The 20,371-nt window shown below is 74.8% G+C and carries 21 protein-coding genes and 2 pseudogenes; 11 read left to right on the plus strand and 12 right to left on the minus strand.

Annotation, left to right across the window (positions count from 1 at the left end):
* Window positions 1-57 precede the first annotated feature (57 nt).
* The 5 genes from EF903_RS12265 to EF903_RS12285 are packed head-to-tail and all read right to left on the minus strand — an operon-like array spanning window position 58 to window position 2,361.
* Entirely contained in the window at window positions 58-489 is a 432-nt protein-coding gene (locus tag EF903_RS12265; protein ID WP_390336251.1) for a gas vesicle protein, read from the minus strand.
* Window positions 490-513: 24 nt separating this feature from the next.
* Window positions 514-762 (minus strand): gas vesicle protein GvpG, encoded by a 249-nt coding sequence (locus EF903_RS12270; RefSeq protein ID WP_125543245.1) that lies wholly within the window; start codon window positions 760-762, stop codon window positions 514-516.
* A 10-nt stretch (window positions 763-772) separates the two neighbouring features.
* Complete coding sequence (locus EF903_RS12275; protein WP_125543246.1) at window positions 773-1,495, minus strand: GvpL/GvpF family gas vesicle protein; 723 nt, start codon at window positions 1,493-1,495, stop codon at window positions 773-775.
* A 3-nt stretch (window positions 1,496-1,498) separates the two neighbouring features.
* Window positions 1,499-1,975 carry a gas vesicle protein GvpJ gene (gene gvpJ / locus EF903_RS12280; RefSeq protein WP_125543247.1) on the minus strand — a complete coding sequence of 159 codons (477 nt, stop codon included), beginning with the start codon at window positions 1,973-1,975 and terminating at the stop codon, window positions 1,499-1,501.
* Window positions 1,976-2,001: 26 nt separating this feature from the next.
* Complete coding sequence (locus EF903_RS12285; RefSeq protein WP_125543248.1) at window positions 2,002-2,361, minus strand: gas vesicle protein; 360 nt, start codon at window positions 2,359-2,361, stop codon at window positions 2,002-2,004.
* A gap of 190 nt (window positions 2,362-2,551) precedes the next feature.
* On the opposite strand from EF903_RS12285, the gene EF903_RS33990 reads away from it, so the two are divergent.
* Window positions 2,552-3,670 (plus strand): histone protein, encoded by a 1,119-nt coding sequence (locus EF903_RS33990; RefSeq protein ID WP_185902631.1) that lies wholly within the window; start codon window positions 2,552-2,554, stop codon window positions 3,668-3,670.
* A 4-nt stretch (window positions 3,671-3,674) separates the two neighbouring features.
* Window positions 3,675-4,808: an SRPBCC family protein gene (locus tag EF903_RS12295; RefSeq protein ID WP_125543249.1), complete on the plus strand. Its 1,134-nt coding sequence runs from the start codon at window positions 3,675-3,677 to the stop codon at window positions 4,806-4,808.
* A 75-nt stretch (window positions 4,809-4,883) separates the two neighbouring features.
* On the opposite strand, the gene EF903_RS12300 is transcribed toward EF903_RS12295, so the two are convergent.
* From EF903_RS12300 to EF903_RS12310, 3 genes and pseudogenes are all read right to left on the minus strand, one after another.
* Entirely contained in the window at window positions 4,884-5,057 is a 174-nt protein-coding gene (locus EF903_RS12300; protein ID WP_125543250.1) for a CsbD family protein, read from the minus strand.
* A 90-nt stretch (window positions 5,058-5,147) separates the two neighbouring features.
* On the minus strand, window positions 5,148-5,987 hold the full coding sequence (locus EF903_RS12305) for a class II glutamine amidotransferase (protein ID WP_125543251.1): 840 nt from the start codon (window positions 5,985-5,987) through the stop codon (window positions 5,148-5,150).
* Between the two features lie 684 nt (window positions 5,988-6,671).
* Window positions 6,672-7,901: pseudogene (locus EF903_RS12310) on the minus strand (diacylglycerol/lipid kinase family protein); the annotation flags it as partial.
* Window positions 7,902-8,218: 317 nt separating this feature from the next.
* Here EF903_RS12310 and EF903_RS12315 point away from each other — a divergent pair.
* From EF903_RS12315 to EF903_RS12325, 3 genes are all read left to right on the plus strand, one after another.
* Window positions 8,219-10,807 (plus strand): LuxR C-terminal-related transcriptional regulator, encoded by a 2,589-nt coding sequence (locus tag EF903_RS12315; RefSeq protein ID WP_125543253.1) that lies wholly within the window; start codon window positions 8,219-8,221, stop codon window positions 10,805-10,807.
* A 63-nt stretch (window positions 10,808-10,870) separates the two neighbouring features.
* On the plus strand, window positions 10,871-12,289 hold the full coding sequence (locus tag EF903_RS12320) for a DUF2252 domain-containing protein (protein WP_125543254.1): 1,419 nt from the start codon (window positions 10,871-10,873) through the stop codon (window positions 12,287-12,289).
* A gap of 112 nt (window positions 12,290-12,401) precedes the next feature.
* A complete protein-coding gene (locus EF903_RS12325; protein ID WP_125543255.1) occupies window positions 12,402-12,815 on the plus strand; it encodes an SHOCT domain-containing protein in 414 nt (137 codons plus the stop codon).
* A 109-nt stretch (window positions 12,816-12,924) separates the two neighbouring features.
* On the opposite strand, the gene EF903_RS12330 is transcribed toward EF903_RS12325, so the two are convergent.
* On the minus strand, window positions 12,925-13,146 hold the full coding sequence (locus EF903_RS12330) for a hypothetical protein (protein WP_125543256.1): 222 nt from the start codon (window positions 13,144-13,146) through the stop codon (window positions 12,925-12,927).
* 111 nt (window positions 13,147-13,257) lie between these two features.
* The gene (locus EF903_RS12335) at window positions 13,258-13,734 is read right to left on the minus strand and encodes a hemerythrin domain-containing protein (protein ID WP_125543257.1); all 477 of its coding nucleotides are present in this window, start codon (window positions 13,732-13,734) and stop codon (window positions 13,258-13,260) included.
* A gap of 539 nt (window positions 13,735-14,273) precedes the next feature.
* Between EF903_RS12335 and EF903_RS12340 the strand changes: the two genes are divergently transcribed.
* A complete protein-coding gene (locus EF903_RS12340) occupies window positions 14,274-14,477 on the plus strand; it encodes a hypothetical protein (RefSeq protein ID WP_125543258.1) in 204 nt (67 codons plus the stop codon).
* Complete coding sequence (locus EF903_RS12345) at window positions 14,474-15,010, plus strand: DUF5709 domain-containing protein (RefSeq protein ID WP_125543259.1); 537 nt, start codon at window positions 14,474-14,476, stop codon at window positions 15,008-15,010. The genes EF903_RS12340 and EF903_RS12345 overlap by 4 nt, the downstream gene beginning before the upstream one ends.
* A gap of 37 nt (window positions 15,011-15,047) precedes the next feature.
* Here EF903_RS12345 and EF903_RS12350 read toward each other — a convergent pair whose 3' ends face one another.
* Window positions 15,048-15,956 (minus strand): SDR family oxidoreductase, encoded by a 909-nt coding sequence (locus tag EF903_RS12350; protein ID WP_260615113.1) that lies wholly within the window; start codon window positions 15,954-15,956, stop codon window positions 15,048-15,050.
* 173 nt (window positions 15,957-16,129) lie between these two features.
* Here EF903_RS12350 and EF903_RS12355 point away from each other — a divergent pair, with 173 nt between their 5' ends.
* The 3 genes and pseudogenes from EF903_RS12355 to EF903_RS12365 all read left to right on the plus strand — a co-directional run bounded on the left by EF903_RS12355 (window position 16,130) and on the right by EF903_RS12365 (window position 17,908).
* Window positions 16,130-16,495 carry a hypothetical protein gene (locus EF903_RS12355; protein ID WP_125543260.1) on the plus strand — a complete coding sequence of 122 codons (366 nt, stop codon included), beginning with the start codon at window positions 16,130-16,132 and terminating at the stop codon, window positions 16,493-16,495.
* 57 nt (window positions 16,496-16,552) lie between these two features.
* On the plus strand, window positions 16,553-16,876 hold the full coding sequence (locus EF903_RS12360; protein ID WP_125543261.1) for a plasmid stabilization protein: 324 nt from the start codon (window positions 16,553-16,555) through the stop codon (window positions 16,874-16,876).
* A gap of 11 nt (window positions 16,877-16,887) precedes the next feature.
* Window positions 16,888-17,908, plus strand: a pseudogene (locus tag EF903_RS12365) (DNA topoisomerase IB).
* Window positions 17,909-17,941: 33 nt separating this feature from the next.
* Here the strand turns inward: EF903_RS12365 and EF903_RS12370 are convergent.
* On the minus strand, window positions 17,942-18,688 hold the full coding sequence (locus tag EF903_RS12370; RefSeq protein WP_125543265.1) for an SDR family oxidoreductase: 747 nt from the start codon (window positions 18,686-18,688) through the stop codon (window positions 17,942-17,944).
* Between the two features lie 499 nt (window positions 18,689-19,187).
* Here EF903_RS12370 and EF903_RS12375 point away from each other — a divergent pair.
* The coding region (locus EF903_RS12375) for an MFS transporter (protein WP_260615114.1) at window positions 19,188-20,371 on the plus strand (1,184 nt) is incomplete at its 3' end.

The raw sequence follows: 20,371 nt of genomic DNA on the forward strand, positions 1-20,371 counted from the left end.
GCGCGGGCGGCGTGGCGGCGTAGGCGTAGACGAGGGCCGCGGTGGCGGAGGAGGCGTTCACGAGGGGGGCCTGCGCTTCGTCGTGCGGCGTACGGGGCGCTCCTCCTCGCCGGGAGCCGCCTCCGGAAGGGCGGTGTCCGGCAGGGCCCGCTCCGGCGGCAGCGGCGTGCGGCGCATCTCCTCCAGTTCGGCCCGCAGGCGGCGGTTCTCGGCGGCGAGTGCTTCCTCGCGTCCTCGGGAGGACAGCGCGGGGTCGTGCTCCCACCAGTCGATTCCCATCTCCTTGGCCTTGTCCACGGACGCGATGAGGATGCGCAGCTTGATGGTGAGCAGTTCGATGTCGAGGAGGTTGATGCGGATGTCGCCGGCGATCACGATGCCCTTGTCGAGGACGCGTTCGAGGATGTCGGCGAGGCTCGCCGAGGAGCTCGGCGGGTAGCCGCCCATCGCCGGCCGCGAGCCGAAGGAGCGGGCCATCGGGTCGGTCACGTCGTCGCCTCCGTCCGGTCCCGGTCAGGGGTTGCGGTGGTGGAACTCTTCGATCTCCATCAGGCGGTCCAGCAGGAACCGCTCCTGGACCTCGAAGGTCTCCTCGTCGATCTCCCCGTCGGCGAGCCGCCGCTCCAGCAGCCTCAGCTCGGCCCACACGGGCGCCGGGTCGTAGTACTCGGCCTCCGCCTTGTCGGCCACTTGCTGCGCCACCCACACCACCGCGCGGGCGGGTATCAGGGGCGCGGTGAACAGCTTTCCGAGCAGGCCCACGGCTCCTCCTCTACGCCACGAAGCTGTACGGCGGCAGCGGGCCGGCCACCCTGATGTCCACTCCGGTCCCGCCGCCTGCCACGAGGTCGGCGTGCGCGACCTGGAGGGCGCCCTCCCCGTCGGCGCCGCGGGGCACCAGCAGGGAGAGGTTGAGGAAGTCCTCGCCGGTGGGGGCGTGCACCGCGTGCTCGCGGGCCAGCGGCACGAGGGTGTCGACGATCCCGGCCGCCGCGTCGGAATGCCGCTGCTGCACCTCGTCGGCGACGTACTGGCCGAGTTCCAGGGCCAGCCGGGGGTCGTCGGTGCCGGCGCGGATCTGCTCGTTGAGGCTGCGGGCCGAGGGCGATTCCTCCAGGATCCGGCGGAGGATGTCCTCCTCGTCCCACGAGGCCTTGACGTTGTACTCGACGCAGCCGCGGACGCGCTCCAGCGCCCCGAGGTAGAGGTCCGCCTGCTCCTTCAGCACCTGCCGTACGGCGTCGTCGTCGGGGGCGGTGTAGCCGAACTGCAGGGGCAGCGGCGTTCCGTCCTCCAGGAGGCGGTCCTGGACCGCCTGGTGGGCGACCAGGTCGCGGCGGCGGGGGCTGACCTCCTCGTTCACGTCGCTGACCACCGCCTTGAGGTCCCCGGCCGGTACGGTGCGCAGGGGCGCGTCCCCGGATCCGACTCCGGTGATCCCGTCGAGGCGGCAGGGGTGGTCGCCCAGCGTGACGGCGTAGACGTAGACGGGCATGGGTCACTCCCTCTCGCGGCGGACCGGGCGCCGGGCGGGCCGCTTGCGGCGCGGGGCCTCCTCTTCCGCGTACTCCTCTTCGGCCTGCTCCTCGTCATCGGCCTTGCCCTTGGCACCGCGGGAGAGGGAGCCCGTCACGGCTTCGACGGCGCCGCTCAGGGCGCCCTTCGCCTTGCCGTGGCTGCCGCTCTCCATCATGTTGTCGACGAGGTCGGGCAGTTGCGCGGGCGCGCGGCGCCCCGCCTCCAGGTCGAGCCGGTTGCAGGCCTCGGCGAAACGCAGGTACGTGTCGACGCTGGCGACCACGATCCTCGCGTCGATCTTGAGCAGTTCGATGCCCACGAGCGAGACCCGCACGAAGACGTCGATGACCAGGCCGCGGTCGAGTATCAGCTCCAGGACGTCGTAGAGGCTGCTCGTGCCGCCGCCGCCTCCAGTGCGGCTCACACCCGTGCCCGTTCCCTGCGGCATCATCGTCATGGTGCTTCCCTTCCCGGCCGCCGCGGTCAGCGCGGCCGGTCGATCATGCCCCGGCTGTACCTCCGGGTCCGTTCGTACGAGATCAGCTCGCCCTCCTCGTCGAGAGCCACCCGGTAGCTGGCCATGACGCTGGTGGTGTCGGGGATGCGCGGCAGCTCCACGACCTCGACGACCGCCTCCCACCCCTCCTCCGTCGGCTTCAGTGCGGAAACCGAGTCGGGGTGGCGGCCCAGCAGCTCGGACAGCTGCTCCATGGCGGCCCGGAGCACCCAGGCGGCCCCGGCCCGCCGGGAGGGGGCGCGGCGCGCCGGCTTGGCGGCGGGACGCGCTTCCCCGTCGTCCTGCACGGGGCGGCGCCGCCGGCGGGCGGGTTCTGGCGCGGTCATGGGCTCCCCTCGAACGTCGTGCGTCGCTGCACGGCCCCTCCCCCGGTCGGCGCGCGGCACACCTCCACTATGGATTTTTTTCACATAAGAGTGCATATCGGGCGTCAGTGTGAGCAGGCCTGTAGGTATCGCGGACCACCGGAGCCCAGGGCCCCGGCCGCCCCCCACCCCCTCCGGAAGGACAGGGCTGATGCAGGACACGAGCAAGATCGCCCTGGCAGCCGCCATCGCGGGAGGCTACGTACTGGGCCGGGCGAAGAAGGGCCGCATGGCCCTGTCGCTTGCCACGTACCTGGCCGGACGCAGATTCGGGCTACAGCCGGGCCAGTTGATGACCCAGGGACTGCGCGCCCTCGGCGAGCTGCCGCAGGTCGCCGAACTGGGCGAGCAGGTGCGCGGCGAAGCCCTCCAGGCGGGCCGCAAGGCCCTCACCGCGGCTGCCAACCGGCAGATCGCCGACCTCGCCGACACCCTCCACCAGCGCACTCTCGACCTCACCCGCGGACCGGCCCGGGGCAGGGACGACGAGGAGGACGAGTACGACGAGGACGAGGCGTACGAGGACGAGGCGCCCGAAGAGGAGCCCTACGAGGACGAGGCGCCCGAGGAAGAGTTCTACGAGGACGAGGAAGAGGACGAGGGCGCGTACGAGGACCGCGAGGCCGAGCCTGAAGCAGAGGAGGAGGAAGAAGAGGAAGAGGAAGAGGAAGAGGAGCCGGAGGAGGAAGAGGCAGAGGAAGATGAGGGGGAACCGGAGGAGGAAGAGGAGGAGCCTCGCCCCGTGCGGGCCGCCTCCCGGACCCGTCGGACGCCCTCTGCGGCCTCGAAGCGGACCACACCGTCCCGTGCCAAGCCCGCCGGCAAGGCCCCCGCCCCCGCCAAGCCCGCGGCGAAGAAGGCCGCGTCCCGCGGCGAGCCCGCCAAGAAGGCCGCCCCGCGCGGCAAGCCGGCCGGGAAGACCGCCGCCCCCGCCCGCAAGTCCGCACCCGCGGACCGCGGCGGCACCGGCTCCGGTGGCCGGACGGGCGCCGCGAAGAAGGCCGCCTCTGCGTCCCGCGCCACCCCGGCGAAGAAGGCCGCCTCGGCCCCGCCCGCCCGCAAGGCGGCGGCCAAGAAGGCGGCACCTGCCAAGAAGGCGGCACCTCCGAAGAAGACCGCGGCCAAGAAGACCGCAACGAAGAAGACGGCGGCCAAGAAGACCGCGTCCCGTCCGCCGGCCCGCGGCGGCGGCTCCGGCAGCGCCAAGAAGGCCTCGTCGGCGAAGAAGGCGAAGAAGACGTCGGCCCGCAAGCCGTCGACGCGGAGGTAACACGATGGCCACCACCGACCGGGCCGACCGGGCCCCTTCCGGAGAATCCCCGTCCCCCGTCAACCAGCTCCTCGACGAACTGACCGGCTACCTCTCCGCGCAGGCCGGCCAACTCGCCGACAAGGCCGGGGAGAAGCTCGGCGACCTCACCGGCCAGCTGGAGGATGTGGCGAAGAACGGGGGCACCCTCGCCGACATCGGCGGCCGCATGCTCAAGGGCGACTCGCCCCTCAAGGCCGCCGTCGGCGGCTCCCTCGGCGGCCTCAAGGACAAGGTCAAGGAGGTCGGCGGCGGACTGCTGGGCGGCGGCAAGGGCAAGGGCCGCAAGAGCGGCTCCAAGCCGACCCACATCACGGAGACCGTGGACGTCGGCCTTCCCCTGCGCACCGTGTACGACCACTGGACCCAGTACGAGAAGTTCAGCTCCTTCGCCAAGGGCGTCCGCAGCGTCTCCCAGGGCGCCGACACCACGAGCGACTGGAAGGTCAAGGTGGGTCCGTCCACCCGCAGTTGGAAGGCCACCGTGCAGGAGCAGGTCCCGGACGAGCGGATCGTGTGGACGTCCGAGGGTGCCAAGGGAACCACGCGGGGCTGCGTCAGCTTCCACGAGCTGGCACCGTCCCTCACCCGCATCGTGCTCGTCGTCGAGTACTACCCGGCCGGCCTGTTCGAGAAGACCGGCAACATCTGGCGCGCCCAGGGCCGCCGCCTGCGCCTGGACCTGAAGCATTTCGTCCGGTACGTGACGCTGACGGACGAGGAGCCCGAGGGCTGGCGCGGCGAGATCCAGGACGGCGAGGTCGTGCGCAGCCACGAGGAGGCCGTCGAGGAGGAGGAGTCCGCCGAGGGTGAGGGCGGGGAGGAACCGGAGGACGAGGAGGAGTACCCGGAGGAGGGCGAGGAAGAGGGCGGCGAGTACACCGACGAGGAGGGCGCGCCCGAAGACGAGGAGTACGAGGAGGAGTACGAGGACGAGGGGGCGCCGGAGGACGAAGCCGGTCCCGAGGACGGCCGGGGCGAGGACGCGTACGACGACGAATACGCCGACGAGGACGAGGACGCCGACGAGGACGAGGACGAGGAGGACGAAGAGGAAGAGGAGCCGCCGCGCCGGCGTACCCGCCGGGCCCGCCGGTGAGCGGCGCGGCAGCGGCCGCACACCGCAGCGGGGGCCGCCGTCCTGTGACGGCGGCCCCCGCTCTCGCGCGGCCCGTCAGTGCTTGAGCGCGTCCTTGGCCTTCCGGCCGGCCTGCTTGGCATCGGCCGCCGCCTGCTCCGCCCGCCCCTTCGCTTCGAGGCTCTCGTTGCCGACGGACTTGCCGGTGGTCTCCTTCACCTTGCCCTTGACGCTCTTGCCGACGTCCTTGGCCTTCTTTCCTGCGGCCATGTTCCGCTCACCTCCTGGTCGAGGAGCCGTACACGGACGCGGCTGCCCGCGCCCAGCCGCGACATGCGCGACGGAAACGGGCATTTTCCCTCAGACCGGCAGCGGGGCGAAGGGGTGCATCTCGTCCTGCCCTTCCCGCACCACCCCGTAACAGCGCTCGGGCACCTCGTTCCACGCGCCGGGGAGGTCGCCGAGGGGCTCCGAGACGATCAGCCGGGTGTCGTCCGACAGCTCCCGCAGGTACTCGATGTCGGGGTGCAGCGCCCGCAGCGACTCCACGCGGGTGCTGTAGAACAGCGAGCGGGCGTCGCCCGCGCTGGCGTAGCGGAACGCCCACACCGCGGTGCCGTCGGTCACGGCGACGGTCATCTGCATGGGGGCCTCGATGCCGTGCCTGCGGCCGACCTGTTCGACGAAGCCGACCATGCGGGCGACCGCCCCGGGCGGGTCCTCCTCCAGGCCGAAGGTGAGGGCGAGGAAGAACATCGCCTCGGAGTCGGTGGTTCCTTCCATGGCGAGGTAGAGGACGGGGTCGACGGCCATGCACAACTCGCGCCGCAGCCCGTGGAAGCCGGTGATGGAGCCGTTGTGCATCCACATCCAGCGACCGTGGCGGAAGGGGTGGCAGTTGGTCTGCTGGACAGCCGTGCCGGTCGAGGCGCGGATGTGGGCGAAGCACAGGGGCGAGCGGACGTGCTCGGCGATCTCCCGGAGGGTGCGGTTGTTCCAGGCGGGGCCGACGTCGCGGACGATCGCCGGGGTGTGCACGTCGTGCTCCTGGGTGTACCAGCCGATCCCGAAGCCGTCCCCGTTGGTCGTCTCGACGCCGAGCCGCGAGTGCAGGCTCTGGTCGATCAGTGAGTGGGCCGGCTTGTACAGGAGCTGTTCCAGGAGGACCGGCGTCCCCGAGTAGGCGAGCCATCGGCACATGATCGACCAACCTTTCTCCGGCGCCTGTGCGCCCTTCGACCGTGGGCCCGTCACCTCCCCGGCGCATCACCCGTACCGGGTGGTCCCGGGCCGCCGCGGCGAGGGAGTCCGCGGCGGCCGCGCGGCGCCCGGCCTTCAGTGGGACAGAGCCGCTTTCGCCGCCACGATGGCCGCGCCCAGCAGGATGTTCACCGCCGCCGAGATGAGGACGAGGCGCCGGGGCGCGCCCGCCCGTACGGAGCCCAGGACCGCCCAGCCGACCTGGCCGGCCAGCGCGACCGCCAGGGCGAGCCAGGAGGTGGCGCGGAGGTCCAGGCCGAGCAGCGGGCTGAGGGCGACGGCTGCCGCCGGCGGCAGCGCGGCGTCGATCAGCGGCCTCTCCTCTGCGCACACGGTGCGGAACCCGTGCCAGGTGAGCGGCTCGTTGGCGAGGGTGACTCCGAAGAGGCGCGCGTACACGTGGGCCGCCCAGAAGACCACCGCGGTGCACAGGAGCAGCACGATCAGGTGCACCCGGGGGAACTGGCCCGCAGCGCCGGCGCCGACCACGACCGAGGCGGCGAGCAGCGACCCGTAGACGGCGCCGCTGTAGTCGAAGCGCCTCCGCGCGCCCGTGCCGTGCCGGTGCCAGTGCCGGAGCCCCGCCGGGTGGTCGCGCTCGCCGCCCTGCACCGGGTGGCCGCCGGCGGCCGCCCGGCCCACGGTGCGGGCCAGCCGCCGGACTTCCGCCCAGTTGACGGGCACTCCGGCGCGGTTGCCGGGTCGGCTTCGCGGCACCAGGACGCGCAGGGCGCCCGGCTCGATCCGGCAGCGCACCGGGGTGGGAAGCGTCAGGGACTCGCCGTCGATGCCGGCGCTGATGTGCGCCGCGTCGGCGTCGACGACGATCTCGGGGGCGTCGAGCGCGACGAGCCCGGTGGAGCGGCGGCCGCGCAGGATGCCGGCGGCCTGGGCGGCGGTCGCGACCTTCACGGCGAACATCCCGAGGGTGCCGGCGTCCAGGCGGGCCCGCCTGCCGAGTCCCGCCGGGTCTCCGGCGCCGTAGGGGTTGTTGCTGACCAGCACCGCCTGGGGGTCCTCGACGGTGGTGCCGTCGGCGCGCACCGTGAGCCGGGGCCCGGTCTGCCGGGCCAGGAGGTCGGGGAGGAGGTCCAGGGTCGTGCGCATCTTGTCGCCTCGGTAGGCGGGGCTGCGGACGACTTCGGCGTAGGTGCCGAAGGAGGCGGTGTTGACGAAGGGGCGCCCGCCGACGCGTCCGAGGTCGACGCGGAGTTCGACGCCGTCGGTGAGGGCGTCCAGGCAGGCCGCCGGGTCGGTGCGGTCCAGGCCGAGGTCCATCGCGAAGTGGTTGCGGGTGCCGGCGCTGATCACGAGGAACGGCAGACCGTGCTCGGCGGCGACGGCGGCGACGAGGGCCTGGGTGCCGTCGCCTCCGGCCACGCCGAGCAGGTCGGCCCCGCGGGCGACCGCGCCGCGGGCCAGCGCGGTGACGTCCATCGGCTCGGGGCCCTCCAGGAGCACCACTTCGGCGCCGAGCTCCTCCGCCTTCTCCTTGAGGCGGAACGCGCCGACCTTCCCGCCGCCGGAACGCGGGTTCATGATCAGGAAGGGTCGTGCGGGCCGGTCCGCCGGATGCTCCGGCATGCGGGCGCGCGCCTCGTCCGCCAGGGCCGATCTCCCGGCCGCCACGGCGGCCATCCACAGGGCCGCCGAGCACAGGACGACCCACAGCAGCCCCGCGTGCACGTACGAGACCACGAGCAGGACGGGCACCGCCGCGACGGCCAGCAGCCCCAGCCAGCGCACCGGCCCGCGGTGGGCGAGGACGAGCCAGGCGGCTGCCGCCGTGGCGGCCACCCCGACCAGCCCGGCCGCGACCAGCAGGATGCTCCGGTACCCGGCGAACAGCAGCATGACCAGCAGCGCCGCCGCCCCGGCCAGCAGGGCGAGGCGCGCTTTGGCTTGTGTGCTCACGTGGTCGACCTCCGCGCCGTCGGGCGTACGGGACGTGGCCTCCATTGGCGGTCCGGGCGGCGCGGCGCGCATCCCCCGTGCCGGGCGATGAGCGCTGCGTGGCGATCAAGGGCACGGGGCGTGAGCATGGAGTGGCCGGCGACCTGGGCTCGCTCCGCCCGCCGAACAGCGGCTCCGGCGGGCGGAGCGGACACGATCGGAGTCGTGCACGGACAGGACCGCGACCGCGGTGAGCCGCCTCCACGGGATGTGGGCCTATGACCGTCTCTCTGATGCGCGCCCCTGTGCTGGGTGCGAAACTCGCTCTGCCCGATCCGCCGCCCGGCCTGGTACGCCGGCAGCGGCTGACCGGGCGGCTCGACCGCGGTGCGCAAGGCCCCCTGACGCTGGTCACGGGGGCCGCCGGCAGCGGCAAGACCGCGCTGGTCGCCTCCTGGGCGCGGTCGCGGGCGTCCTCCTCCCCCGTGGTGTGGCTGTCGCTGGACGAGCAGGACACCCCGCAGACCTTCTGGGCGCACGTCGTGGAGGGGCTCCGCCGCGGCGGGGTGCCGGTCGGCGGCGGCCTCGGCGACGGCGCCGATCCGGGCCTGCCGGTGCGGGTCGCCGCCGCCCTCGAAGAACTGCGGCTTCCGCTGGTCCTCGTCCTCGACGGCCTCGACCGGGTCCGCGGCCCGGACGTCTGCTCCGGCCTCCGCTTCGTCGTGGAACACGCCGGTCCCGCCTTCCGGCTCGTCGTCCTCGGCCGGTCCGAGCCCGGGCTGCCGCTGCACCGCTACCGGGTGGAGGGCCGGGTCGCGGAGATCGGCGGGCGGGACCTCGCCTTCACCCGCTCCGAGGCCGCCCGCCTCCTGCAGGCGGCGCAGGGCGGCCGCGCCCCCGACGGGCGCGTGGTCGACCTGCTGCTCGAACGCACCGAGGGGTGGGCCGCCGGGCTGCGGCTGTGCGCCCTGGCCATGGCGCACGCCGAGGACCCGCTCGCCTTCGCCGGCTCGGCGGCCGCCGCCCGGCAGGCCGTCTCCGACTACCTGCTGACGGAGGTGCTCGCCGTCCAGCCCGCCGCCTCCCGCGAGCTGCTGCTGCACGCCGGCGTGCTGGGGCGGGTGCACCCGGATCTGGCCGCCGCGCTGACGGGGCGCACCGACTGCGAGGCCGTCCTGCACGACCTGGTGCGCCGCCACGCATTCGTCGAACCCGTGTCCGGGACGCGGTGGTTCCGGGTGCACCCCCTGTTCACGGCGGTGCTGCGCGGGCGGCTCCGCAGCCGGCAGCCCGCCTTGGAGGCCCTGCTGCACCGCCGGGCCGCCCGCTGGTACGCGGCGCGCCGCCGGACCGCCGAGGCGGTGGAGGAGGCGGCCGCCGGCGGGGAATGGCCGTACGCCGCGGCCCAGGCCGTCCGGCACCTCGCGGTGGGCCCGCTGCTCGCCCGGCCGGCCGGCGCACCTCCCACCGCCGCCGCGGCCCTCGCCCGGATGCCCGAGCACACCCCCGGCGCTGCCGCGGGCCTGGTTGCCGCGGCCTGCTGCCTGGTCCGCGACGACGTGGCCGGCTGCCGGGCCCGGCTGCCCCGGGCCGAACGGGACCTGGTGCACGAGCCGGCAGCGGGGCCCGCCGAACTGCTCACCCTGGAGCTGCTGCGGCTGCTGTCCGCCCCCGACGCCGGCGCGGCCGACCGGGCCGCGCGGCGCGTCGCGGAGCTCGTGCCGCTGCTGCCGGACGAGGAGCGGGCACGCCACCCGGAGATCGAGCCGCTGTGCCAGTACGGGCGGGCCCGCGCCCTGCTGGGCGACGGCCGGATCCGGGCGGCGCGGGAGGGCTTCGCCGAGGCGGTACGGGCGTGCGCCGACGGGGCGCCGGCCCTGCTGTCCCGCTGCCTGGGCCGGCTCGCCCTCGCCGACGCCGCGGAGGGCGCCCTGTCGGCCGCGGAGGAGCACGGCACGGCCGCCCTGGACGCTGCCGACGGGGGCGGCGTACCGGAGGAGGACCGCTCCGGGGCCGCCTGGCTGGCGCTGGCCTCCGTGGCGGTCGAGCGGGGCGACCTGCGGACGGCCGCCGCCCACCTGGACCGCGCCGCCGACCACGCCGACACCGGGCACGACCCGGTCCTGGCGGCGGAGCACTCCGCCCTGCGGGCCCAGCTCGAGGTCGCCGGCGGCCGCTGGCACGCGGCCCTGGCCGTGCTGGACGCCCCGCGGCCGCCCGGCCCGGCGGGAGCGGCCGCCCGGCTCGCCCTCGCCCACGCGGGCGCCGCCCTGGCCCACGGCGACCGGGACACGGCGCTCACCGCGCTGCGGGCCGTCCCCGAGGCACTGCCCGCGCGTACGGTGCTCCTCGCGCAGGCGCACCTGGCCGCCGGACAGTCCGCGCAGGCGTTGCGGTTGGCGGCCCGGGCCGAGGGCTCGGCGGAGGCCACGCTCCCGGACCGGGTGCGGCTCACCCTGCTCCGCGCCCACTGCGCCCTGCTGGACGGCGACGAGACCGCGGCCCGAGACCGGCTCCTGCACGCCCTGGACACCGCCCGGCCGGAGCTGCTCAGGCGGCCCTTCGCGGAGGCCGGTCCCTGGCTGCGGCACCTCGTGGCCGGCCTCAACGGGCACAGCAGCGCCTACGAATGGGTCACGGCCGGCGCGCCGCGCGCCGCGGACGGCATGCCGGTCGAGGAACTGAGCCCGCGCGAGAAGGAGGTGCTGGCCCTGGTGGCGCGGATGATGTCGACCGAGGAGGTCGCCGCCGAACTGCAGCTGTCCGCGAACACCGTCAAGACACACATGCGCGGCATCTTCCGCAAGCTGGGCGTCTCGCGGCGCCGAGACGCCGTGGAGCGCGCCCGCGACCTGCACGTCATCTGAGACCCGTGCGCCCGGCCCGGCCCGGTCCAGCCGGCTCGGCCCGGGCCGAGAGGAGGCACCGCCGTGAAGAGGTCCCCCACCACCACAGGCGGCGGCCCGGTCGCGCTCACCCCGTCGGAGCGCGCCGAGCGCGGCAAGGCGGCGCGCAGCAGGGTGCGCCGCTCGGAGCAGGCCCGGTTCGAGCCCGGCCCCGATCGGCCCGACCCCGTGGGGATCCTGCTGGAACAGGAGGCGGCCCGGGTGCCGGAGCTGGTCCCGATCCGCCGCGGCCGCATGCTGGAGTCGCCGTTCCGCTTCTATCGGGGGGCGGCCGCGGTGATGGCCCACGACCTCGGCACGGCTCCGCACACGGGCCTGGAGGTGCAGCTGTGCGGTGACGCGCACCTGTTGAACTTCGGTCTGTTCGCCTCGCCCGAGCGGTCCCTCGTCTTCGATGTGAACGACTTCGACGAGACGCACCCCGGGCCGTTCGAGTGGGACGTCAAACGGCTCGCGGCCAGCCTCGCCGCGGCCGGCCGGGAGAACGGCTTCGACGCCGCCGAGCGCACCGCCGTCGTCCTCGACGCGGTCTGCGCCTACCGGCTGCGGATGCAGGGCTTCTCCGCCATGCGCGTCCTCGACGTCTGGTACGCCCGGGACGACTCCGCGGACCTGCGCGCGATGGCCGCGCAGAGCGGCGGGGCCATGCTGGCCCGGGCGGACAAGGTCTTCGCCAAGGCCCGCTCCCGGGATCACCTGCGGGCGTTCTCCAAGCTCACCCACCGCGTCGGCGGGCGGCTGCGGATCGCCCCCGACCCACCCCTGGTCGTGCCGCTGACCGAGCTGCTGGACGGGGCCGGCCCGACGGACCTGGACACCGGGCTGCGCCGGCTCGTCGACACGTACGCGCAGAGCCTCGCACCCGAACTGCGCGCGCTGGTCCAGCGGTTCCGGGTCGTCGACATGGCGCGCAAGGTGGTCGGGGTCGGCAGTGTCGGCACCCGCTGCTGGATCTTCCTGCTGCTCGGCCGCGACGAGAGCGACCCTCTGCTGCTCCAGGCCAAGGAGGCCGGCCCGTCCGTGCTCGCCCCGTACACCGCGCCGTCCGCGTACGCGAACCAGGGGCAGCGGGTCGTGGCCGGGCAGCGGCTGATGCAGGCCGCCGGCGACATCTTCCTCGGCTGGGAGCGCCTGACGGGCCTCGACGGCCGGGAGCGCGACTTCTACGTCCGCCAGCTGCTCGACTGGAAGGGGTCCGCGACGACCGAGGGGATGGCCCCGCAGGGCATGCGGCTCCTCGCCCGGGTGTGCGGCCGCTCGCTGGCCCGCGCCCACGCCCGCTCCGGCGACCCGGTCGCGATCGCCTCCTACCTGGGCTCGTCCGACGCCTTCGACCGGGCGGTCGCGGATTTCGCGGAGTCGTACGCCGACCAGAACGAGCGGGACTTCGCGGCGCTCGCGGACGCCGCCCGCACGGGACGCGTCACCACCGCGGAGGGCTGAGCGCGCCGCGCGTCCCCGGGCCGGGTGCCGGTTCACCCGCCGGGGGTGATCCGCGGCGGCCGCGCGGGCCGCAGAGTCGATCCCGTCCTCATCGCCTCGCTGGGAGGAAGCAATGGACGGTTCCGTGTCTCTGGCGTACGACTACCCGGTCCTCGGCGTCTTCTGGACGACCATGTGGATCTTCCTGTGGATCATGTGGTTCTTCCTGCTCTTCCGGGTGATCAGCGACATCTTCCGCGATCACGACCTGAACGGGTGGGGCAAGGCCGCCTGGCTGGTGTTCGTGATCATCCTGCCGTTCCTCGGCGTCCTGGTGTATGTGATCGTCAGGGGCCGGAAGATGGGCCGGCGGGAGCTCCAGCAGGTGCAGGAGCAGCAGGAGGCCATGGACGACTACATCCGGCGCACGGCCGGGAAGTCCGGCACCAGCGAGGTGGACCAGCTGGCGAAGCTCTCGGAGATCCGCGCCCGCGGCGACATCTCCGAGGAGGAGTTCCAGCGGGCCAAGGCGCGCATCCTGCAGTGACTCCCGTCGCCCGGGCCGCTCCGGCGGGCGCGCGGCGGCTTCGGGCGCGGGGGGCCGGGAGCCGCTTCCCGGTCAACCCCCCGCGGGGCGGAGGGCCGGGATGCGGCCGCTACCACTCGGGGTGGACCTCGTAGCTGTCGTAGCGGTGGCCGTCGGGGCCGGTCCACGGCCGGAAGCGGCCGGGGCCGCTGCCTCCGGCGGCGAAGCGGACGGGCTCGCCCGTGTCGTCGGTGACGATGACCGCGCCGGCCTTCTCGGCACTGCGCAGGGCGTGCGTCCAGTGCCTGCCGCGCCGCCCGGAGCGGTAGTCGGGGGTCTTGCAGTGGGACATGGCGACCGGGCCTCCGTTCCGCGGGCCGGGGGGCGGGATGGGTTTTCGCGGAACAGGTCCTGATACCCGGTTCCGTCCCGTCCACACCCCCCTGGCGCAGCCGCCGAACGGTCAGCGGCTGTCGGCGCTGGGAACGGCGAGGGGGTCGCGCGGGGCCTTCTCCTTCTCCGCGGCCATGCGCTCGCCCAGCTCCTGCAGCCGGTTGCGGCCCATGGCCTTGCGGACGTCGGGGAACCAGTCCTGCTCCTCCTCCTCGACGTGGTGGCGGACGTTCTCCATGAGGACGCTCATCTTGGCCTTGAACCGCTCGTCGGCGGGGTCCATGCCCTTCAGCTCGGAGAGCATCCACACCACCGCGTGGTGTTCCTCGACGCTCTCCAGGACGTGGTCGGAGGTGTCCGGTGCCGCCTCCCGGGCGGCCGGGTAGAAGATCTGCTCCTCGATCCAGGCGTGGACGGTGAGCTCCTCGATCACGCTGTCGGCGATCTCCCGGCGCTCCTCCGTGTCCTCGTCGCCGGTCTTCTCGAAGCGCTTGAACAGCTTCTCGACGGTCTTGTGGTCCTCGCGCAGCAGCACGATCGCATCCATGGGCTTGGTTTCCTTCCTCTTCCGCATCCGTGTCGAACCGACGGAACGCCTGCCGCTCTTGCCCTCGCGGCGGCGGTTCAGCCCCGGCCGGGCCGCCGGATTCCCGGCGGCCGCGGCGAGCGGTCCACCGTAGGCAGGCGGGGGCCGAACCAGGGGGCGGCCGGCGCCGCGCGGCGGGGTGTTTCGCCCGCGGGACGTCACTGCCGTCCGGCATGCGGCGCAGCGGCGCGCGTCCCGGGCGGGTTTGCGCCACGGGCGGCGGGAAAGACGCCGGGTGCGCCGCAGCGGCACCCCGTCGGCAACGGCATCTCCCGGAGCCCTCGGCGAGCGGCTGCGGCGCCGCATGGACGGCAACGGCAACAGCAACGGACCTGGGCGGCCCGCGTGGGCCGCCGGGTCCTATCGGGCTGTCGAACGGGTGAAAACACCAGTCTGCGGCACATGTGCGCCGCTCTCCGGGGAAGGCGCGCATACCCCCGGGCGGCCGCCGTGCCGCCGCCGGGGACGAGTTGCCGAGCCGAGCGGAGGAGTGGTTCACGATGGGGTCGAGGACGAGCAGTCAGGGCGGCCGCGCCGCCCGCCCGGCCGACGGGGCCGTTCGGGGACCGTGGCAGGACTTCGACCGGGTCATGCAGGAGATGCTCGGTCTGCTGGAGTCCGGGACGGGCCGGGCGCGGACGGAGCCGGCCGGCTCGGCGGGCGGCGCAGCACGGACGGACACCGCGACAGGAGGCGGAGCATGAGCGCGAGCGAATCGCAGGGCAACGGCGTCTACCAGCCGCCGGCGGAAGCGGAGCCCGGCGAGTGGCAGCCGGACATGGAGAACGCCCTGGACGAACCGGACCTGGACGACACCCTCGACACCGGATATTCGCCGCCCGACCGCCCGAGGGCGGTCACCCGGCACGGCACGACCGCCGGCGAGCAGCGCGAGGGGGAGACGCTGGACCAGCGGCTCGCCCAGGAGGAGCCGGAGCCGGACCCCTCCGCGGAGGCGGACGCCGGGTCGGAGGCGAGCCCGGGCGAGGACCTCGCCGAGCCCGTCGGCACCGGAGCGGACGGCCGCGGTGAGGACGTCACCGCCGATCCGGGCGGCGACCGGTCCACGGCGGGCCGCGAGCGCGCCGGGCGGATGACCGCCTCGGACGAGCAGATGCCGGTGCGGCACATATCCGTCGTGGCCCGGGACGCGGGGATCGACGGCGGGGCCGCCTCCGCGGAGGAGGCGGCCGTGCACGTCATCGACACGGAGGACGAAGGACGGGGCGGCACCTGACGGGCCGGGCCCGGAAGCCGGGCGGGACCGCTGCCCCTCAGGGCAGGGGGGTCCCGCCCGTCGCGTTCAGGACCTCGGCGGTGATGTAGCTCGCCCGGGACGAGGCCAGGAAGACGTAGGCGGGCGCCATCTCGGCCGGCTGCGCCGGCCGCCCCAGGGGGCTCTGCTTCCCGAACTCCTGCGGGTCCGGCATCGTGGCCGGGATGAGCGGGGTCCAGACCGGTCCCGGTGCGACCGCGTTGACCCGGATCCCGTCCTCCGCGAGCATCTGGGCCAGGCCCTGCGTGAAGGTGACGATCGCCCCCTTGGTCATGGCGTAGTCCAGCAGTGGCGGGCTGGGCTTGTAGGCCTGCACGGAAGCGGTGTTGATGATGCTGGCGCCGGCCCGCATGTGCGGCAGGGCCATCTTGCACAGCCAGAACATGGCGTACAGGTTGGTGCGCACGACCCGGTCGAACTGCTCGGTGCTGATGTGGGAGATGCCTTCGGGCTGGGCCATCTGGTAGGCGGCGTTGTTGACCAGCACGTCGATGCGCCCGAACTCGGCGGCGGCGTGCGCGATGACGGCGGCGCAGGCCTCCTCCTCCCTCAGGTCGCAGGGCACCGCCACCGCCCGCCGGCCGCTGCCCTCCACCAGGCGCATCGTCGTGTCCGCGTCCTCTGCCTCCTCGGGCAGGTACGTGAACAGCACGTCGGCTCCTTCGCGGGCGAAGGCGAGCGCCACCGCGCGCCCGATCCCGGAGTCCCCTCCGGTGATGACGGCCTTGAGCCCGAGGAGCTGGCCGGTGCCGCGGTAGGAGTCCTCGCCGTGGTCGGGCTCGGGCTCCATGGCCCGGGTGGCGCCCGGCGGCTGCTGCTCCTGCGCCGGGAAGCCGGGCCGGGGGTGCAGGGTCGTCGGGTCGGGGGCCACGCCGCCCCGGCCGGTGCCGGTATCGGTGTCGGTCACGGGTACTCCTCCTCCGGGCCGTACGCCCGCGTCGGGAAACGGAAACCACGTGGCCGCGCCTACCCGGGCCTCCGCCGCGGACACCCGGGCTTCGGCCGTCCGGGGGGATTGTCCGGGGGCCGACGGGGCAGGCGGGTCGCGAAGGGGGGCCACGAGGCGAGGAGGATCGGCTCATGTCCACCAGCCCGAAGTCACACGTTCCGCACGGCGAGGGCCCGGGCCGGCACGAGGGCACCGAGCAGCACGGCTGGTCCGGCGACGTCGACGCGACGCACAAGCAGGACAACCCGAGCGCCCGGCGCTCCTTCGACTCCCCCGACAAGCGCCGCAAGGGGGGTTCGAAGGGCGGCCCGCCCGACACGGGATCGCCGGTCGAATCCCACACCCGCCGCGGCGAGGACACGGCGGGCAAGGCCCAGGAGGGCCACCACGACCTGGGCAGGCGCGGCCGGTCCGGGCGCCCCAGCGGAGCCAAGGACGACTCGGCGTTCTCGGGCGTCCGCTCCCCCGACGCGCCGAAGACCCGGCGCAAGGGCTAGCGCAGGGGCACGCGCACCGACGGCGCACCCCTACACCGCACACGGAAGGAGCAGGCGATGCCCCGAGGATCGTCCCCCAAGCGGGAGCGCCAGTACGAGCACATCAAGGAGTCGGCGCGGGACCGCGGCGAGTCGGAGAAGCGGGCCGAGGAGATCGCCGCGCGGACGGTGAACAAGGAGCGTGCGCGTTCCGGCGAGTCGAAGACCGCCAGCCGGTCCTCCACCCGGGACATGTCCTCGGCCAAGCGGGGCGGACAGCGGTCCCACAGCGGATCCGGCGGCCCCACCAAGGAGCAGTTGTACAACGAGGCGAAGCAGAAGGGCATCAAGGGCCGCTCGCAGATGGACAAGGCCGAGCTGAAGCGGGCCCTGGACCGCTGACCGGGCCGCCCGTGACCAGGCTGCGCACGAGTGACCCGCACCGGCCCGGATGGCAGCGGGTGCGCCACGGCCGGGGGTTCCGCCACCTCGACGCCGACGGCGCCCCGCTGGCTGCCCGCCGCGCAGCGGGAGCGGATCCGCCGGCTGGCCATCCCGCCGGCCTGGACCGGTGTGTGGATCTGCCCTTGGCCCAACGGCCACATCCAGGCGATCGGCACGGATGCGGCGGGCCGCCGCCAGTACCTGTACCACGAGGCGTTCCGCGAGCAGCGCGACGCGGCGAAGCACGAGCACGTGCGCCGCGTCGCGCGCGGCCTGCCGCGTCTGCGGCAGGCCGTCGAGGAAGACCTCGCGGGGCGCGGCCTCGGCCGGGACCGGGTGCTGGCCTGTGCGGCGCGCCTGCTGGACCTGGGCTTCTTCCGGATCGGCGGGGAGCGGTACGCCCGCGACAACGAGAGCCACGGCCTGACGACGCTGCTGCGCAAGCACGCCCGCTGCCGCCGCGGCGAGGTGTGCCTGGACTTCCCGGCGAAGTCCGGCCGCCACGTCGAGCGAGCGCTGGTCGACGACGCGGCCCTGGCGGTCGTACGGGCGCTGCTGCGCCGCAAGGACCCCGGCCAGCGGCTGTTCGCGTACCGGGAGGGCCGCACCTGGCACGAGGTGCGGGCCGCGGACCTGAACGCCTACCTGCGGGAGCGGTCCGGGCGGGACATCACTGCCAAGGACTTCCGGACCTGGCACGCCACGGTCCTCGCCGCGGTCGCCCTCGCCGTGTCGGCCCGTACGGCGAACGGCTCGCAGGCCGCCCGCAAGCGGGCCGCGGCGCGGGCGGTGCGGGAGGTCAGCGCGTACCTGGGCAACACCCCGGCGGTGTGCCGCGCCTCCTACATCGATCCGCTGGTCTTCGAGCGGTACGAGGACGGCGTCACCATCGCGTCCGCGCTGGGGCGGCTCGGCGAGGACGCATGCCTGGGCACGCCGGCCACCCGCGGCGCGGTCGAGCGGGCCGTGCTGCGCCTGCTCGGCGGCTGACCGCCCGGCCGCGGCCGGGCGGGCGCGGGGACGTCACGGCCAGGACGGCTCCCGGCGGGGGACGACGACCACCTCGGGGACCGCGCTGCCGCCCGGCACGGACAGCGCGTACATGACGGTGTCGGCCACGATGTCGGGGCTCTGCAGCATCGACACGTCCGTGTCGGGGAAGCGGTCCATGATGAACGCGGTCTCCATGCCGCCGGCGATGACGCCGGTGACGCCGATGCCCAGGCAGTCGCGCTGCGCCTCCTTGAAGAGGGTGTGGGTGAAGGCGCGCAGGCCCGTCTTGCTGGCCGCGTAGGGGCCGGCCTCCGTCCAGGTGCGGTTCGCGGCGGTGGAGAGGATGTTCACGATGTGGCCGCCGCCGCGGGCCACCATGCGGCGGTACGCCTCCAGGCACAGGTACATCGGGCCCAGCAGGTTGGTGGACACCACCCGGGTGACCTCGTCCGCCGTGAGGTGCTCGGCGGACTTCGTCACGTCCACCGCGGCGCAGTTCACGAGCACGTGCAGTGCCTCGCCGGACTCGTCGAGGGTGCGGAAGGCGTCGGCGGCCTGCGCCGGGTCCCGTACGTCGAGGTCCAGGTGGCGGGCCTGCCCGCCGCGGGCCGTGAGGTCCTCGCACAGGTCCTCGGCGAGGTCGCGCCGTACGTCGGCGACGAGCACCCGGGCTCCCGCGGCCGCCAGCCGGCGGCAGATCGCGGCGCCCAGGCCGCGCGCCCCGCCGGTCACCAGTGCCTGCCTGCCGAGCAGGTCGAGGGGCGAGGAGCTGTCCATCGCGGTCACACGCCTTTCGTCGCGGTACACCGGCCGCCGGGCGGACGCGGGCGCGGCCCGGCGGTGTCTGCGCCTCCACTGTGCGGGGCGGGGCCGGGGCGGGCGCGCCGGGCTGCGCCGCCCGGGTACGGGCCGGGCACCGCCGGGCCGGTGTGAGCAAACCCACCCCGCCCCCAACCGGCCCTGCGCGCGGGCGGATTGGCGGGCCGGTGACGGCGGTCACGCCCGGCTCGCGGAGCCGGTCTGCCAGCATGGGCCGAACGGGACGATTCCCCCGGTGCCCGACCCGCGACCGCTCGGTGCGGCGCCGGCCGCGCCGAGACGCCGGAGCCGCCCGTGACCCGTCCTGGCCCCGTTCCCCGGTACCGCTGTGTCCTCCTCTGCTTCCCCGGCGCGCTCCGCCGCGCCCGCCCCCGCCGCGCCCACGCCCGCCTCCGCCTCCCCGCCCGCCGGTGCGGCCGGCGACCGCTCGCCGTGGCGCGCCCTGCGCCACCGCGGGATGCGCTGGTGGGCCGCCGCCAACTTCGTCTCCAACGCCGGCACCTGGACACAGCTGACGGTGCAGAACCTGCTCGTGCTCCAGATCACCGGCTCGGCCGCCCTCACCGGCCTGTCGGTGTCCCTCCAGGCGGCCCCCGGGCTGCTCCTCGGGCTGGCCGGCGGGTCCCTCGTCGACCGGTTCCCCCACAAGGTGACCGCCGCGGTCTGCCAGGCGCTGCTGGGCGTGGTCGCCTTCACGACCTGCCTGCTCGTCGCCCTCGGCCTGCTGAACCTGCCGGTGCTCCTCGCCCTGGCCGTGGTCACGGGCGTGATCGCGACCGTCGACGGGCCGGCCTGCGCGCTCCTCGGAAACGGCCTCGTCCCCGCGCGGGACGTGCCGTCCGCGATCGGCGTCGGGTCGCTGGTGCACAGCGCGGGGCGGCTCGTCGGGGCGGCGCTGGCCGGGGTGACGGTCGCGGCGTTCGGTACGGCCGCCGCCTACGCCGTGAACGGGCTGTCCTTCCTCTTCGTGGCCTGTGTCATCCCCTTCCTCCGTCGCGCCCCGGGCGCGGAGCGGCCCGCCGCGCCGGCCGCGTCCGGTGCGGCCGGGGAGGAGGCGGAGCCCGCCGCCGGCATGCGGGCCGGGCTGCGGTACTTCCTCGGCCGGCGCCGCCTCGTCGCCCTGGCCGGCCTCAACGGCATCAGCGCCCTCTTCGGCCGGAACTACTCGCTGACGCTGGTCGTGCTCGTCACCGGCCCGCTCGCCGGGGACGCGGCCTCCTTCTCCGCGGTGTCCACGGTGCTCGCCGCGGGCGGCATCGTCGGCGCGGTCCTCGGGGCGCGGCTGCGGCTCCCCGGTGTCCGGCTCGTCGCCGCCCTCACGGTGCTGGGGGCGCTCCTGCAGGTCCTCGCGGGACTGTCGCCGTCGCTGGCGGTGCTGCTGGTGCTGGTCCTGCCGATGGCCGTCGCCGAGTCCGTCGGCGACACCGCCCAGTCGACGCTGCTGCAGACCGACCCGCCGGCGCGGATGCGGGGCCGGGTGCTCGGAGCCTGGTCCACGGTGCGCACGGGCTGGGGGCTCGCCGCGCTCGTCGCCCACGCCCGCTGCGTGGTCGCGGGGGACAGCGGCGTGGCCCACCTCGCCTCGGCGCTGCGCACCCCCTCCGTCGTCCTGTTCGGGCCGGTCGCGCCCCGCCTGTGGGG

Origin of the sequence: Streptomyces sp. WAC05292 (assembly GCF_003949955.1) — a bacterium.
GTDB lineage: Bacteria > Actinomycetota > Actinomycetes > Streptomycetales > Streptomycetaceae > Streptomyces > Streptomyces globosus.

Bases quoted from the DNA above. Each gene is read 5' to 3' on its own strand.
- EF903_RS12275 (WP_125543246.1), bottom strand. From the start codon at position 1,495: ATGCCCGTCTACGTCTACGCCGTCACGCTGGGCGACCACCCCTGCCGC.
- gvpJ (WP_125543247.1), bottom strand. From the start codon at position 1,975: ATGACGATGATGCCGCAGGGAACGGGCACGGGTGTGAGCCGCACTGGA.
- EF903_RS12285 (WP_125543248.1), bottom strand. From the start codon at position 2,361: ATGACCGCGCCAGAACCCGCCCGCCGGCGGCGCCGCCCCGTGCAGGAC.
- EF903_RS33990 (WP_185902631.1), top strand. From the start codon at position 2,552: ATGCAGGACACGAGCAAGATCGCCCTGGCAGCCGCCATCGCGGGAGGC.
- EF903_RS12295 (WP_125543249.1), top strand. From the start codon at position 3,675: ATGGCCACCACCGACCGGGCCGACCGGGCCCCTTCCGGAGAATCCCCG.
- EF903_RS12300 (WP_125543250.1), bottom strand. From the start codon at position 5,057: ATGGCCGCAGGAAAGAAGGCCAAGGACGTCGGCAAGAGCGTCAAGGGC.
- EF903_RS12305 (WP_125543251.1), bottom strand. From the start codon at position 5,987: ATGTGCCGATGGCTCGCCTACTCGGGGACGCCGGTCCTCCTGGAACAG.
- EF903_RS12315 (WP_125543253.1), top strand. From the start codon at position 8,219: ATGACCGTCTCTCTGATGCGCGCCCCTGTGCTGGGTGCGAAACTCGCT.
- EF903_RS12325 (WP_125543255.1), top strand. From the start codon at position 12,402: ATGGACGGTTCCGTGTCTCTGGCGTACGACTACCCGGTCCTCGGCGTC.
- EF903_RS12330 (WP_125543256.1), bottom strand. From the start codon at position 13,146: ATGTCCCACTGCAAGACCCCCGACTACCGCTCCGGGCGGCGCGGCAGG.
- EF903_RS12335 (WP_125543257.1), bottom strand. From the start codon at position 13,734: ATGGATGCGATCGTGCTGCTGCGCGAGGACCACAAGACCGTCGAGAAG.
- EF903_RS12340 (WP_125543258.1), top strand. From the start codon at position 14,274: ATGGGGTCGAGGACGAGCAGTCAGGGCGGCCGCGCCGCCCGCCCGGCC.
- EF903_RS12345 (WP_125543259.1), top strand. From the start codon at position 14,474: ATGAGCGCGAGCGAATCGCAGGGCAACGGCGTCTACCAGCCGCCGGCG.
- EF903_RS12355 (WP_125543260.1), top strand. From the start codon at position 16,130: ATGTCCACCAGCCCGAAGTCACACGTTCCGCACGGCGAGGGCCCGGGC.
- EF903_RS12360 (WP_125543261.1), top strand. From the start codon at position 16,553: ATGCCCCGAGGATCGTCCCCCAAGCGGGAGCGCCAGTACGAGCACATC.
- EF903_RS12370 (WP_125543265.1), bottom strand. From the start codon at position 18,688: ATGGACAGCTCCTCGCCCCTCGACCTGCTCGGCAGGCAGGCACTGGTG.